The organism is Nocardia asteroides, from assembly GCF_900637185.1.
Taxonomy (GTDB): domain Bacteria; phylum Actinomycetota; class Actinomycetes; order Mycobacteriales; family Mycobacteriaceae; genus Nocardia; species Nocardia asteroides.
This window is the reverse complement of the sequence record NZ_LR134352.1, coordinates 4,222,450-4,236,318: the sequence shown is the minus strand read 5'-3', so window position 1 is coordinate 4,236,318 and position 13,869 is coordinate 4,222,450. Positions and strand designations below refer to the sequence as shown.

The following is a 13,869-nucleotide window of genomic DNA, read 5'->3' as shown; positions in this document are numbered from 1 at the left end:
CGATGACGGGTGCGCACACCACGATCGGCACGGCCGCGGCCCGCTTCGGCCTGGCCACCCATGTCCTGCGGCACTGGGAGGACCGCGGTCTGCTCACCCCCGACCGCGACGCGGCGGGCCGGCGCCGCTACCGCGACACCGACCTCGACACCATCGCCATGATCGTCCTGGGCAAGAAGGCCGGACTGTCCCTGGACGACCTCGCCCTGCTGTTCACCGGCACCCCCGACCGCGCCACCCGCACCCGGGTCCTGCACGAGCAGCGTGCCCGCCTCCTCGACCAGCTGGCCCGCACCCGCGCCGCCCTCGACGCGATCACCCACGTCCTCGACTGCGACGCCGAGGACTTCCGCAGCTGCCCGCACTTCCTCGATCAGCTCGCCGCGGTGCGCCCCGATCCCGGCCCACCCGCCGTCACGTGACCGGCCAGGTAGCGGCCGGTGACACTGCCCGCGACACGGGCGAGCGCGGCCGGTGTCCCGGCGGCCACGATCCGTCCACCGGCCGCGCCACCGCCGGGACCCAGATCGATCACGTAGTCGGCATTGGCGATCATGTCGAGATCGTGCTCGATGACGATCACCGTCGCGCCACTGTCGTCGAGCCGCTGGATCACCGCCAGCAAGGTACGGATGTCGAGGGGATGCAGACCCACACTCGGCTCGTCGAACACGAACACCGAGCCCGTCTGCCCGCGCCCCAGCTCGGCGGCCAGTTTCAGCCGCTGCGCCTCACCACCCGACAGCGCCGGCGTGCTCTCACCGAGCGTCAGATAGCCCAGACCCAGATCGACCAGCCGCCGCAACCGGGTGTCCACGCGCCGCAGCCCGACCGTGAGCTCCCGCGCCTCGCCGACCGTGCGCCTCATCAGAGCGGGCAGGCTGATCCCGCCGTCGGGCCACACGATCTCCCCGGCGGCGGGGGAGTAGCGGGTACCGCCGCACTCCGGGCATTCGATGTCGACATCGGGCAGGAACTGCACATCCAGCGACACCTGCCCGGTGCCCTCACACCGTGTGCACCGCAGCGACCCGGTGTTGTAGGAGAAATCGGCGGCCGTCAGCCCACGCTCGACCGCCGCCGGTGTCGCCGCGTAGGCCCGCCGCAGATCGTCGAGCACCCCGCTGTAGGTCGCGACGGTGGAACGCACGTTGACACCGATCGGCGTCGCGTCGACCACATCCACCCGCGTGATCCCCGGCGCCTCCAGCGATTCGACATGCGCCGGCAGCGGCGCATCCGCGGCGGCCGCCGCCAGCGCGGGCACCAGGCTCTCCAGGACCAGTGTCGACTTGCCCGAACCCGACACCCCGGTCACCGCCGTCACCCGACCCAGCGGAATCTCGACCTCCAGCGCGTGCACGGTGTGGATCGGCCGCGTGGACAAGCGGATCCGGCCCCGCTCGAACATCGCCTCGGTGTCCGCGCGCGCCCGCACCACCACCGGCTCCCGCCCGGCCAGGAAACCACCCAGCAGCGACCGCGCGTCCGCGCCCAGATCGGCCGGTGTCCCGGTGGCCAGCACCCGGCCGCCCTCGGTACCCGAACCCGGCCCCATTTCGACGATCCACTCGGCCTCGCGCAACACCTGCACGTCGTGGTCGACACACACCACCGAATTGCCGTCGCGCAGCAGATCGCGCAGCACCCCCAGCAGCCCGTCCACATTCGACGGATGCAGGCCGATCGACGGCTCGTCCAGCACATACAGCACCCCGGTCGTCTGATTGCGCACCGCACGCGCCAGCTGCACCCGCTGCCGCTCTCCCGTCGACAAGGTCGCGCTCGCCCGATCCAGACTCAGATAACCCAGCCCCAGCTCCCGCAACCGGCGCGCCATCGCCAGCAATGTCTCCACCAGCCGCCCCGCCATCTCCCGCATCTTGGTCGGCAGGGGAGCCACCACCCCCGGCGCCCACGCCACCAGCTCGTCCAAGGTCTGGGCCGTGGCCCGCGCCAGATCGATCCCCGCGACCAGCGGCGCCAGCGCCCGCTCGCTCAACCGGGTGCCGTGACACACCGGGCACCGCCGCGCGGTGATGAACCGGTTCACCCGCGCCAGGCCGCGCTCACTGGTCGACTTGTCCAGCGCCTCCTGCACCGACCGCACCGCATTGCGATAGGTGAAGTCCATCTCGAACACCTTGCCGTTCTTCGTCGGCACCGTGATATGACGCTTCTCGGCCGGACCGCGCAACACCACCTCCCGTTCGGCACTGCTCAGATCGCGATACGGCACATCGGTGCGCACCCCGAACTCGGCGACCACCCGCGGCATCACCGTCAACCCGAACATCGACCACGGCGCCACCGCCCCCTGCGCGATGGTGCGTCCCGGATCGGGCACCAACGCGTCCTCGTCCACCTCACGCACCACCCCCGTACCCGCACACCGGGGACACCCGCCGTCACCGTTGAACGCCAGCGACTCCGCGCCAGGGGGCGCGAAACGCACCCCGCACACCGGACACGTCAGCTCCAGGCCCATCGCCACCTCGACGGTCGGCGCCTGCCGATGCCCGTTCGGGCACCGATGCGCCGCCAACCGCGAGAACATCAACCGCAGCACGTTCAGCAACTCCGTCGACGTGCCGAACGTGCTGCGCACCCCCGGCACCCCGGGCCGCTGCCGCAACGCCAGCGCGGCGGGCACGTGCACCACACTGTCGACCGCGGCCCGCGGCGCCGCCGCCATCCGCCGCCGCGTATACGTCGACAACGCCTCGAGGTAGCGCCGCGAGCCCTCCGCGTACAACACCCCCATCGCCAGCGACGACTTCCCCGACCCCGACACCCCCGCCACCGCGACGAACGTGCGCAACGGCACCGTCACATCGATATCGCGCAGATTGTGCACCCGCGCGCCGTACACCCCGATCGCGAGCGGATCATCGCCGCCGTATACGCCGTTCATCGGTTCTCCCACCGATCGCTGGACGGTAGCCTGGCTGCGCCGACCCGCCCCGTCGTGAGACGATCGCGCATGTGACCAGCATGCCGGAGCGACCCCAGCACCTCAGGGATCTCGCGCTGCTGCGCCGCGTCCGCGACCGCATCGACCGCGACTACGCCCAGCCCCTCGACGTCGAAGCCCTCGCCCGCGGCGTGCACATGTCCGCGGGCCATCTCAGCAGGCAATTCCGCCTCGCCTACGGCGAATCCCCGTACTCGTACCTGATGACCCGCCGCATCGAACGCGCGATGGCGCTGCTGCGGCGCGGTGATCTGAGCGTCACCGAGGTGTGCTTCGCCGTCGGCTCCTCGTCGCTGGGCACCTTCAGCACCCGCTTCACCGAACTGGTCGGCGTCCCGCCCAGCGTCTACCGGCAGCAACAGATGGCGGCCACCGAAGGCATGCCCTCGTGCGTGGCCAAGAAGGTCACCCGACCGATCAGGAATCGAGAAGCGTCGCCCACCACCGGTCGTTAGCGTGGTCGTCATGAACATCACCATTCACCAGAGCTACCTGCCCCAGGACGACCCCGACGCCGCCCTCGCCTTCTACCGCGACACCCTCGGCTTCGAAGTCCGCAACGACGTCGGCTACAACGGCCTGCGCTGGATCACCGTCGGCCCCGTCGGCCAGCCCAGCACCGCCATCGTGCTGCACCCGCCCGCCGCCGACCCCGGCGTCACCGACGAGGAACGCCGCGTCATCACCGAGATGATGGCCAAGGGCACCTACGCCGGCATCAACCTCGCCACCGACGACCTCGACGGACTGTTCGAAAAACTCCAGGCAGGTGACGTCGAAGTCGTCCAGGAACCGACCGACCAGCCCTACGGCATCCGCGACTGCGCCTTCCGCGACCCCGCCGGAAACATGGTCCGCATCCAGCAGGCCAACTAGCCCCTCCCGCCGGTAGATTCGAAGTCCGGCGACGCCGACCGACCTAGGGAGACCCATGAGCACGGCCAAGAAGACCAGCACCGCGACCGTGGAGCCGGCCGACAGCCACGACCTGATCCGCGTGCACGGCGCGCGCGTGAACAATCTGCGCGACATCAGCGTCGAGATCCCCAAGCGCAGGCTCACCGTCTTCACCGGCGTCTCCGGCTCCGGCAAGAGCTCGCTCGTCTTCGGCACCATCGCCGCCGAATCCCAGCGCCTCATCAACGAGACCTACAGCGCGTTCGTGCAGGGCTTCATGCCCAGCCAGTCCCGCCCCGACGTCGACGTCCTGGAAGGCCTCACCACCGCCATCCTCGTCGACCAGTCCCGCCTCGGCGCCGACCCACGCTCCACCGTCGGCACCGTCACCGACGCCAACGCCATGCTGCGCATCCTGTTCAGCCGCCTCGGCGACCCGCACATCGGGTCCTCCCAGGCGTTCTCCTTCAACGTCGCCTCCATCAGCGGTTCCGGCGCCGTCGCCGTGGAGAAGAACGGCGTCACCGTCAAGGAACGGCGCAGCTTCAGCGTCACCGGCGGCATGTGTCCCACCTGCGAGGGCAAGGGCACCGTCAACGACATCGACCTCACCCAGCTCTACGACGTGAACAAATCCCTCGACGAAGGCCCCTTCACCATCCCCGGCTACAGCATGGACGGCTGGATGGGCCGTATCTACAAGGGCAGCGGCTTCTTCGACCCCGCCAAGCCGATCAAGAAGTACACCAAGAAACAGCTCGCCGACCTGCTCTACAAGGAGCCCACCAAGATCAAGGTCGACGGCATCAACCTCACCTACGAGGGCCTGATCCCCAAGATCCGCAAATCCATGCTGTCCAAGGACGTCGAAGCCCTGCAGCCGCACGTGCGCGCCTTCGTCGAACGCGCCGTCACCTTCGGCACCTGCCCCGACTGCGACGGCACCCGCCTCAGCGCCGAAGCCCGCTCCTCCAAGATCGACGGCATCAGCATCGCCGACGCCTGCGCCATGCAGATCACCGACCTCGCCGAATGGGTCAAGGGTATCGAAGACCCCTCGGTGGCGCCGCTGCTGGAATCGCTGCGGCAGACCCTGGACTCGTTCGTCGAGATCGGCCTCGGCTACCTGTCGCTGTCGCGGCCCTCGGGCACCCTGTCCGGCGGTGAGGCCCAGCGCGTCAAGATGATCCGGCACCTGGGCTCCTCGCTCACCGACGTCACCTACGTCTTCGACGAGCCCACCGCCGGCCTGCACCCGCACGACATCCAGCGCATGAACGACCTGTTGCTGCGCCTGCGCGACAAGGGCAACACCGTCCTGGTCGTCGAACACAAGCCCGAGACCATCGTCATCGCCGACCACATCGTCGACCTCGGCCCCGCCGCGGGCTCCAAGGGCGGCACCATCTGCTTCGAAGGCACCGTCGACGGCCTGCGCGGCAGCGACACCGTCACCGGCCGCCACTTCGACGACCGTGCCGCCGTCAAGGACAGCGTGCGGGAACACCAGGGCGCCTTGCAGATCCGCGGCGCCGTCGCCAACAACCTGCGCAAGGTCGACGTCGACATCCCGCTCGGCGTCCTGGTCGCCGTCACCGGCGTCGCCGGCTCGGGCAAGAGCTCGCTCGTGCACGGCTCCATCCCGATCGACGAGGGCGTCATCTCCGTCGACCAGGCGCCGATCAAGGGCTCACGGCGCAGCAACCCCGCCACCTACACCGGCCTGCTCGACCACATCCGCAAGGCCTTCGCCAAGGCCACCGGCGCCAAACCCGCACTGTTCAGCGCGAACTCCGAAGGCGCGTGCCCGAACTGCAACGGCGCCGGCGTCGTCTACACCGACCTGGCGATGATGGCCGGGGTGTCCACGGTGTGCGAGGTGTGCGAGGGCAAGCGGTTCATGGCCGAGGTGCTCGACTACACCTTCGCGGGTAAGAACATCAGCGACGTGCTGGCCATGCCGGTCGACGAGGCACGCGAGTTCTTCGGCGAGGGGGAGGCCCGCACCCCGGCCGCGCACAAGATCCTCACCCACCTCACCGAGGTCGGCCTCGGCTACCTCACCATCGGCCAGCCGCTGACCACCCTGTCCGGCGGCGAACGCCAGCGCCTGAAGCTGGCCACCCACATGTCCGACAAGGGCGGGGTCTACATCCTCGACGAACCGACCACGGGCCTGCACCTGGCCGACGTCGAACAGCTGCTCGGGCTGCTGGATCGGCTCGTCGACGCGGGCAAGTCCGTCATCGTCGTCGAACACCACCAGGCCGTGATGGCGCACGCCGACTGGATCATCGACCTCGGTCCCGGTGCCGGTCACGACGGCGGTCAGATCGTCTTCCAGGGCACTCCCGCCGAGCTCGTCGCCGCCCGGTCGACCCTCACCGGCGAGCATCTCGCCGACTACGTCGGCGCCTGACCCCGGCCGCTGCCCTCCCTCGCCCTCGCCGTCGGTGGGGGAGGGCAGCGCTGTCTGCGCGTCCTTGCCGGTGATGTGACGTATCTCGCCGCCGTCACCCCTGGAATCCGGCGCGCACCCCGGCCTAGCCTGAGATTCCCGCACGCGAAATCGCCTGCACCAGAAGGATATTCGGGACGAAACGGACATGCCGGACCTGGTCGGTGACTCGTCGATTTCGGCGTGCGCGCCCAGAGCGCGGCCACCAGGGCCGACCGCTCGGTCCTGGCAAGGAGTTCCGCCGATGACCCGTCGAGCCGTCCTGAACCGTCGCGGAGCGCTCGCCGCCCTCGCCCTGCTCGCCGTCGCCGGATGCGCCGGCTCCGACCCCACAGCAGCAGCGCCACACTGGGACTACGACCACGAAGGCCCCGACCACTGGGCCGACCTCGGCAAGCAGTACGCCACCTGCCGCAACGGGCACGCCCAATCACCGATCGACCTCCCCGACGCCGGCGAGGCACACCCCACCGACGACATCGACATCGTCTACCGCCGCATCCGCACCGCCACCCTCACCAACAACGGGCACGCCATCCAGGTCGGCGTCCCCGCCGACTCCGGCAACCGGATCGTCGTCGACGGCACCTCGTTCACCCTGACCCAGTACCACTTCCACCTCCCCAGCGAACACACCGTCGCCGGCGCGGAGACCGCGATGGAACTCCACCTGGTCCACACCGACGCGCACGGGCGACTCGCTGTCCTCGCGGTCCTGCTGCGCGCCCAGGAGGCGCCCGCGCCACTGAGCGCGATCCTCGCCGCGGCCCCCGACCGCGTCGGCGCCACCCGCACCCTGAGCAACATCGACCCGCGCGCCTTCCTGCCCGACAACCGCGCCCAGTTCCGCTACGAAGGCTCCCTCACCACGCCGCCGTGCACCGAAGGCGTCGCGTGGATCGTGCTGCGCGAACCGAGTCCCGTCGCGGTCGCCGACGTCGACCGCTATCGCCGGCTGTTCCCGCACAGCAACCGGCCCACCCAGCCGCGCAACGACCGGCCCGTCATCCTCGCCGGCACCAACTAGCGGCGCTCACACGCGGGGGAGCAGCCCCAGCGTCATGTGCGCGACCAGATCGTCGAGCAACTCGGCGGCGTCGTAGTCCGCGGTGTAGCCCGAGCCGACGAACGTCGCCAGACCCTGTAGCGCGGCCAGCGCGGTCACCCCGATGCGCTTGGGATCCCCGGGGACGATCTCGCCCGTCGCCTGACCCTCCGCGATCAGCGCGACGGGTACCGCGAACGCCCGATCGGCCGCCTCCTGGATCTCGGGTGAGCCCGAACTGTGCCTGCGCGCGAACATCAGGGGGAGCAGCTCGGGATTGTCGACGGCGAAGCGCAGATACGCGCGCGCGAACGCCTGCAGGCGCGCGGTGATCGGCCCGTCCGTCGACGCCGCCGCGAAGCAGGCGCCGAGGCGCTCCAGCCCGGTGACCGCCAACGCGTCCAGCAGTGCCTGCTTGTCCCGGAAATGCCGGCTCGGCGCCGCATGGCTGACGCCGGTGTCGCGGGCCAGCTGACGCAGCGACAGACCGTCCGCGCCGACCGTGCGCAAGGCCGTCTCGGCGTGCTGCAGCAGGGCGGCGCGCAGATCTCCGTGGTGATAGCGCGAGTGCAGGGACATGGTGCAAGCAGGATATCCGACGCGTCCCCAATGTTTGCATTGACTACTTTGTAGTCGGTGACTACATTGACGGTGCCATGACTGACGACACCGCGCCGCGACGCCCACCGAGCAGCATGCCGATCCGCGAGTGGTTGGCACCGATCACCCTGGTCACCGTGCTGGCCGCACTCCTGGGCACCATGTACCTCGGCTACACCGCCGACCCCGAGAAGCACCTGCACGACTTCCCGATCGCCGTCGTCAACCAGGACGTCGGCGACACCCTCGCGGGCACCCCGACCAACCTCGGCGAGCAGATCACCACCGCGCTGCGTGACAACATCCCCGCCGACAAGATCGACCTGCGCCCCGTCGGCCTCAACGAAGCCCAGCGCCAGCTGCGCAACGGCGAGGTGTACGGCGCCATCGTCATCCCCGGCGACTTCACCAAACGCGTCGCCATCCTCGGCACCGCCTCGATCGTCCCCGGCGACGTCGAACAGCCGATCATCTCCGTCCTCACCAACCCCCGCGCAGGCACCCTGGCCGCCCAGATCATGCAGACCATCGCCGACCAGGCGATGACCCAGGTCGACACCACCGTCGGCGACCGCCTCGAACAACAGGTCCGCGCCGCCATCGGCACCGCACCCCTCAGCGGCGCCGCGCAACTCCAGCTCACCCACCCCATCGACGTCGTCGTGACTCCGTACCATCCGCTGCCCGAAGGCACCGGCCAAGGCCTCGCGGCGTTCTTCTACACCCTCGTCCTGCTCATTGTCGGCTTCAGCGGCGCCATGATGATCAACTCCCTCGTCGACGGCTCCCTCGGCTTCGTCCCCGCCGAATACGGGCCATGGCACAAAGCCGTCACCACCGCCCGGATCAGCCGCTGGCGCACTCTGCTCGTCAAATGGGCCATCGCCGTCATCAGCGCACCCCTGGCCTCCGCGGTATTCCTCGGTGTGGGCGCCCTGCTCGACATGAGCATCGAACGACCGATGCTGCTGTTCCTCTACGGCACCCTGGCCATCATCGCCATCGCCGTCACCGGACTCTCGGTCATGGCCACCTTCGGCACCGCGGGCCTGATGATCAACCTCATCGTCTTCGTCGTCCTCGGCATCCCGTCCTCCTCGGGCACCATCCCGCTCGAAGCCACCCCCCGCTGGATCGCCGACCTGGCCGCCTTCGAACCCATGCACCAGATCTACCTCGCCGTCCGCGCCATCCTGTTCTTCGACGGCCGCCTGGAATCCGGCCTGGCCCAGGGCCTCTGGATGACCCTCGCCGGCCTCGCGATCGGCCTGGTCCTCGGCGCCGTCGCCACCCACACCTACGACCTGCGCGGCCTGCACCGCCTCGGCCTCGACCACCGCCGGGAACCGGCCACCGCGCAGTAGCGCACACCCCGACCGAGAGAAGAACACCGATGCGCGAATTCGACACCCCGGCGACCTACACCGTGCCGGAACACGCCAACAACTCCGACAGCGTGTTCCGCCACGCCGAGCAGACACCGGACACGGTGCTGTTCAATGTCGCCACCGGCGCGGGCGACCTGGCCGACATCACCGCCGCCGAATTCGCCGCAACCGTCACCGACGTCGCCAAAGGCCTCATCGCCACCGGCATCCAACCCGGCGACCGCATCGCCATCATGGCGCCCACCCGCTACGAGTGGGTGGTCCTCGACCACGCCATCTGGGCCGCCGGCGGCTGTACTGTCGCCATCTACGACAGCTCCGCCGCCGAACAGGCCAAATGGATCCTCCTGGACTCCGCGACACGGCTGCTCATCGTCGACAGTGACAAGCACCACCGCGTCATCGACGAGATCGACCCCGCCGCCCTGCCCGACCTCGCCGAAGTCCTGCGGATCGACCAGGGCGTGATCGGCGAGTTGACCACCCGCGGCGCCGAACTCGACGACGCGGTCGTGCACACCCGGCGCGCCCAGGTCGTCGCGAGCTCCCCGGCGACCCTGATCTACACCTCGGGCACCACCGGCAGACCCAAGGGCGTCCTGCTGTCGCACGCGAACCTCTACGCCGAGTCGAAATCCGACCGGATCGCCCTGAGCGAGTTCGTCACCGAAGGCAACAAGACCCTGATGTTCCTGCCGCTCGCGCACGTCTTCGCCCGGGCGGTCACGCTGGCGGCCCTCGACGCCAAGGTCGTCGTCGCGTTCAGCTCCGACTGGTCGACCCTCGTCGACCAATTCGGCAGTTTCCGGCCGCATTTCATCCTCGCGGTGCCCCGGGTGTTCGAGAAGGTCTTCCACGGCGCGAAGCAGAAGGCCCACGCCGGCGGCAAGGGCCGGATCTTCGACCGCGCCACCGAGACCGCCATCGCCTGGAGCGAATCACTGGACAGCGGCGGTCCCGGACAGCTGCGCAGGCTCGAGCACGCCCTGTTCGACCGCCTGGTGTACCGGCAACTGCGCACCGCCCTCGGTGGCCGGTGTGAGGCGGCCGTCTCCGGTGGCGGCCCGCTCGGTGCCCGCCTGGGCCACTTCTTCCGCGGCGCGGGCATTCCCGTCTACGAGGGCTACGGGCTCACCGAAACCACCGCCGCCATCACCGTGAACACCCCGCAGAACACCCGGGTCGGCACCGTGGGCCGGCCCACCGACGGCCACGCCGTCAAGATCGCGGACGACGGCGAACTCCTGCTACGCGGGCCGGTCGTCTTCGACGAGTACTGGGGAAACCCCGATGCCACCGCGGACGCCTTCACCGACGGCTGGTTCCGCACCGGCGACCTCGGCGCGATCGACCGCGACGGCTATCTCACGATCACCGGCCGCAAGAAGGAAATCCTGGTCACCGCGGGCGGCAAAAACGTGTCACCGGGTGTGCTGGAAGACTCGCTGCGCGCGCACTCGCTGATCGGCCAGGCGATGGTCGTCGGCGACGGCCGACCCTTCGTCGGCGCCCTCGTGACCCTCGATCCCGAGGCGCTGCCTGCTTGGCGGCAACGGCACAACGTGTCCGCCGACCTTCCGCTCGAGCAGTTGATCGAACATCCGGTACTGGTGGCGGAGATCGACGCCGCGGTCGCCGACACCAACAAATTGGTGTCTCATGCTGAGGCCATCAAGAAGGTCCGGATTCTGCCCACGGACTGGACCGAGGCGACGGGTGAGCTGACTCCCAAGATGTCGTTGAAGCGTGCCACGGTCATGAAGAAGTATGCGGCGGACGTGGAGGCCGTGTATTTGTGAGTTCCCCAGTGCCATTGTTTCGTCACTGTGACGAAACAATGGCACTGGGGAAGTGGAGGGGGAGTGCGGGGCCGTCGGCCGGCGGTCGCTCGAATATGCGCAATCGTCCATTTAGAGGCCGGAATGGAAGGACTGACCGGCATTCATCGTCGGCAGTCATGAATGGCGCCCAGGCGTCGTATCGGCGAATTCTCGTTCGCGAGCGAAATGATGGTCGACGGGAGTAATTCCGTCGCGCAGCGAGATTGTGGCGCAAACTTCCCAACTCGGGGCGACGGCGGCCGTGGGACGAGGGCGACTGGCTCGCAATGCAACCCGGCATGTGATGCAAACACGGCGCAAAAACCTCATCCGACCGGCCCGGTTCAAATGCCGATAATGCACATTATGTCAAGTAGTGCTGAGAACGCCCCCTCCACCAGTGCTCACGAACCGCTCTCCCGACCGATGTACGCCATGGCCCTGACCGGTGCACCATCCGCGCCACCGCCGAGTCGCAGCGGAAACAGCGATACCTCGATGGATTCGCCGGCGAGCTGCGCATCCAGCAATTGTTCGAGACCCGTGAGATTCTCCGCGATCACCGCATGGGCCCCACACAGGATCCGATGGGCCGGTAGCTCGAATTCCTCGCTCGCGGACGGATCGACACTCGGCGCATCGATGCCCACCGTCCGGATACCCGCCTCGATCAGGTACCGGGCCGCCGCCGGTGCCAGATAGGGATGGCTGCCGAAATAGGCGCCTGTCCCCCAGTTCGACGACCATCCCGTCGCGATCAGCACTACCGCGCCCGCCTCGACTGTTCCGTCGAAGTGCTCCACGCCGACCGCGGTCCCCGGCGCCACCGATCGCGCGTCCACGATGACCGCGCGCCCGGCGAACCGCTCGAGCGGCAGCTCGTCCAGCGCCGGAAGGCTGTCGTCGAGATGCGCCGGTGCGTCGACGTGGGTTCCGGTCTGCGATCCCAGGTGCACCCGCAGCACGTTGACCCCGTCGTCGGCCACCCGCAGGGCCGGTTCGAGGACCACCTCCGGGTCGCCCGGAAACACGGGCATCCCGGTGTGGATCGGCACGGTGAGGTCGATCAGGCGCACCACGGAAGCCTACGTCGGCAGGGCGATTCCCCGGCGGGTCTCCCCCGGCGATGTTGCGCTGGAACCGCGCGTGATTCCCGACATTCGGACCGTTGTACCCACTGTGCGCGTCGTACAAACCAGCCGGACTCACATTCGTCAGGTCAGGACGGCCGGGTACCAGCGGCAGACACCGAGGGCGAAACGCAGTTCGAAGGTGTCGGTGTCCAGCGTGATCCCGTAGCGACCGGTGAGCTGCTGGATGCGGTACTGGATCGTATTGCGGTGGACGTCCAGGACGCGAGCGGTGCGCGAATAACTGTGCGACTCGGCCAGGAAAACCGCCAGGGTTTCGCGCAGCATGGCGGTTTTCGCGGTGTCGTGCGCGAGTGGCCCAAGGACGCGCTGGACCAGTCCGGCGAGCTCGTCCGGTTCGTCGGAGAGCAGGGCGAAGGGGGCCACGGTGTCGTAGTCGACCACGGTGGGCGCGTCCGGACCCGCGGACAGGACCATGGTCTTCGCTCGGGCGGCGCAGCGGGCCGAGCGGCGGAATCCCGCCAGGCCGTCCCCCGCCGGGCCGAGCATCATGCGCACGGGCAGCTTCGCCGCGGTCAGCCGTTCCGTCAGCGAGTCGACCGGCAAGGGGGCGTCGGTGACGACGGGTAGCCAGGCACGGAAGGCGTGATCGCCGGTCGCGGCGACCAGGTCCGCGCCGTCGGTGCGCAGTTCCGTGGACAGTATCCGGCGCGCGTGGTCTAGGGCGCGGACCGCCTCGGCGCCGGTGACCGTGGGCAGGGTCCATACCTCGGCGGCGCGATGACGGCGGTCGATGCGGTAGTCGAGGGCGTCCTCGGCGGCCGCCAGGTCGACGTCGTCGCTGTCGAGCAGGCGGGCGATCCACTGCTGGCGGGCGGCTTGGCGGCTGCTGAGCCAGCGGTCGCGTTCGGTTTCGTAGATCCTGCCCATCGAAGAGTTGAGGCGGTCCAGGTAGGTGCCGGCGAATTTGAGCAGTTCGGCGATGCGGGTGGCCTGGTCGGGTCCGGGGACGGCGAGGATGAGGCCGATGGCGGCGTCGAGCAGCCGGTACTGGCCGAGACCGTAGGCCCGCAGCAGGACGGTGAGCGGGACGCCGCGGCGGGCGAGGCGCTGGGCGTAGGCGGCGGCGCCCGCGGGCGGGGTGACGGTGGCGGGGTCTATGTTGTTGGCCAGGACGTACTGCACGACGGCGATGTTCTCGGCGATGCTGGCGGCGCGCATCTCGGCGAGGTCGAAGGCGAGGTCGGTCACCGGGATCATCTGTTCGGTGACGCGGATCAGCTCGTCGGTGATCGTGTCGGTGAGGGGTCCGAGTGCTTGGCCGACCCAGACGAGGGATCCGTACGCTGCCACCGCCCGCTCCGTCCGTCGTACAAAAACCGTCCTCGATATTGTGCCATGCGCACAAATTCGGGCCCGGAGACGGTTTATGGGCCGTAGTACGTACCGTTTGTGTGGTCTTGACAGCGTGACGTGTGGTGTCATGGTCGCCGAACGCCCCGATATCGACTCCTTCTTGCTTGTTCGACCTGGTCCGCCCCCGGTAGGCCCAGAATCCGACAGGGTTCGCGGGTCATCGCAGATGTGGGCCGGATT

General features: G+C 69.0%; 11 protein-coding genes. 7 read left to right on the top strand and 4 right to left on the bottom strand.

Annotation, left to right across the window (positions count from 1 at the left end):
• The first annotated feature begins 2 nt into the window (after window positions 1-2).
• Window positions 3-422 carry a MerR family transcriptional regulator gene (locus EL493_RS19780; RefSeq protein ID WP_019047052.1) on the top strand — a complete coding sequence of 140 codons (420 nt, stop codon included), beginning with the start codon at window positions 3-5 and terminating at the stop codon, window positions 420-422.
• On the opposite strand, the gene EL493_RS19775 is transcribed toward EL493_RS19780, so the two are convergent.
• The gene (locus tag EL493_RS19775; RefSeq protein ID WP_019047051.1) at window positions 374-2,914 is read right to left on the bottom strand and encodes an excinuclease ABC subunit UvrA; all 2,541 of its coding nucleotides are present in this window, start codon (window positions 2,912-2,914) and stop codon (window positions 374-376) included. The two genes, EL493_RS19780 and EL493_RS19775, sit on opposite strands and share 49 nt — an antisense overlap.
• Before the next feature lie 80 nt (window positions 2,915-2,994).
• Between EL493_RS19775 and EL493_RS19770 the strand changes: the two genes are divergently transcribed.
• The 4 genes from EL493_RS19770 to EL493_RS19755 all read left to right on the top strand — a co-directional run bounded on the left by EL493_RS19770 (window position 2,995) and on the right by EL493_RS19755 (window position 7,356).
• Window positions 2,995-3,429 carry a helix-turn-helix transcriptional regulator gene (locus EL493_RS19770; RefSeq protein ID WP_022566896.1) on the top strand — a complete coding sequence of 145 codons (435 nt, stop codon included), beginning with the start codon at window positions 2,995-2,997 and terminating at the stop codon, window positions 3,427-3,429.
• 10 nt (window positions 3,430-3,439) lie between these two features.
• A complete protein-coding gene (locus EL493_RS19765) occupies window positions 3,440-3,850 on the top strand; it encodes a VOC family protein (RefSeq protein WP_022566897.1) in 411 nt (136 codons plus the stop codon).
• Between the two features lie 55 nt (window positions 3,851-3,905).
• Window positions 3,906-6,290 (top strand): ATP-binding cassette domain-containing protein, encoded by a 2,385-nt coding sequence (locus EL493_RS19760; RefSeq protein WP_019047048.1) that lies wholly within the window; start codon window positions 3,906-3,908, stop codon window positions 6,288-6,290.
• 283 nt (window positions 6,291-6,573) lie between these two features.
• Window positions 6,574-7,356 carry a carbonic anhydrase gene (locus tag EL493_RS19755; protein WP_019047047.1) on the top strand — a complete coding sequence of 261 codons (783 nt, stop codon included), beginning with the start codon at window positions 6,574-6,576 and terminating at the stop codon, window positions 7,354-7,356.
• Between the two features lie 6 nt (window positions 7,357-7,362).
• Here EL493_RS19755 and EL493_RS19750 read toward each other — a convergent pair whose 3' ends face one another.
• Window positions 7,363-7,953: a TetR/AcrR family transcriptional regulator gene (locus tag EL493_RS19750; RefSeq protein WP_019047046.1), complete on the bottom strand. Its 591-nt coding sequence runs from the start codon at window positions 7,951-7,953 to the stop codon at window positions 7,363-7,365.
• 77 nt (window positions 7,954-8,030) lie between these two features.
• On the opposite strand from EL493_RS19750, the gene EL493_RS19745 reads away from it, so the two are divergent.
• Together EL493_RS19745 and EL493_RS19740 are read left to right on the top strand one after the other, a co-directional pair.
• Window positions 8,031-9,338 carry a YhgE/Pip domain-containing protein gene (locus EL493_RS19745; protein ID WP_126405783.1) on the top strand — a complete coding sequence of 436 codons (1,308 nt, stop codon included), beginning with the start codon at window positions 8,031-8,033 and terminating at the stop codon, window positions 9,336-9,338.
• 29 nt (window positions 9,339-9,367) lie between these two features.
• Window positions 9,368-11,161, top strand: a complete 1,794-nt coding sequence (locus tag EL493_RS19740) for an AMP-dependent synthetase/ligase (RefSeq protein WP_019047044.1) — start codon at window positions 9,368-9,370, stop codon at window positions 11,159-11,161.
• A 425-nt stretch (window positions 11,162-11,586) separates the two neighbouring features.
• Here EL493_RS19740 and EL493_RS19735 read toward each other — a convergent pair whose 3' ends face one another.
• Both EL493_RS19735 and EL493_RS19730 read right to left on the bottom strand, forming a co-directional pair.
• Window positions 11,587-12,258: a cyclase family protein gene (locus tag EL493_RS19735; RefSeq protein WP_019047043.1), complete on the bottom strand. Its 672-nt coding sequence runs from the start codon at window positions 12,256-12,258 to the stop codon at window positions 11,587-11,589.
• 138 nt (window positions 12,259-12,396) lie between these two features.
• Window positions 12,397-13,626, bottom strand: coding sequence for a PucR family transcriptional regulator (locus EL493_RS19730; RefSeq protein ID WP_019047042.1), 1,230 nt, complete (start codon window positions 13,624-13,626; stop codon window positions 12,397-12,399).
• Between the last annotated feature and the right edge of the window lie 243 nt (window positions 13,627-13,869).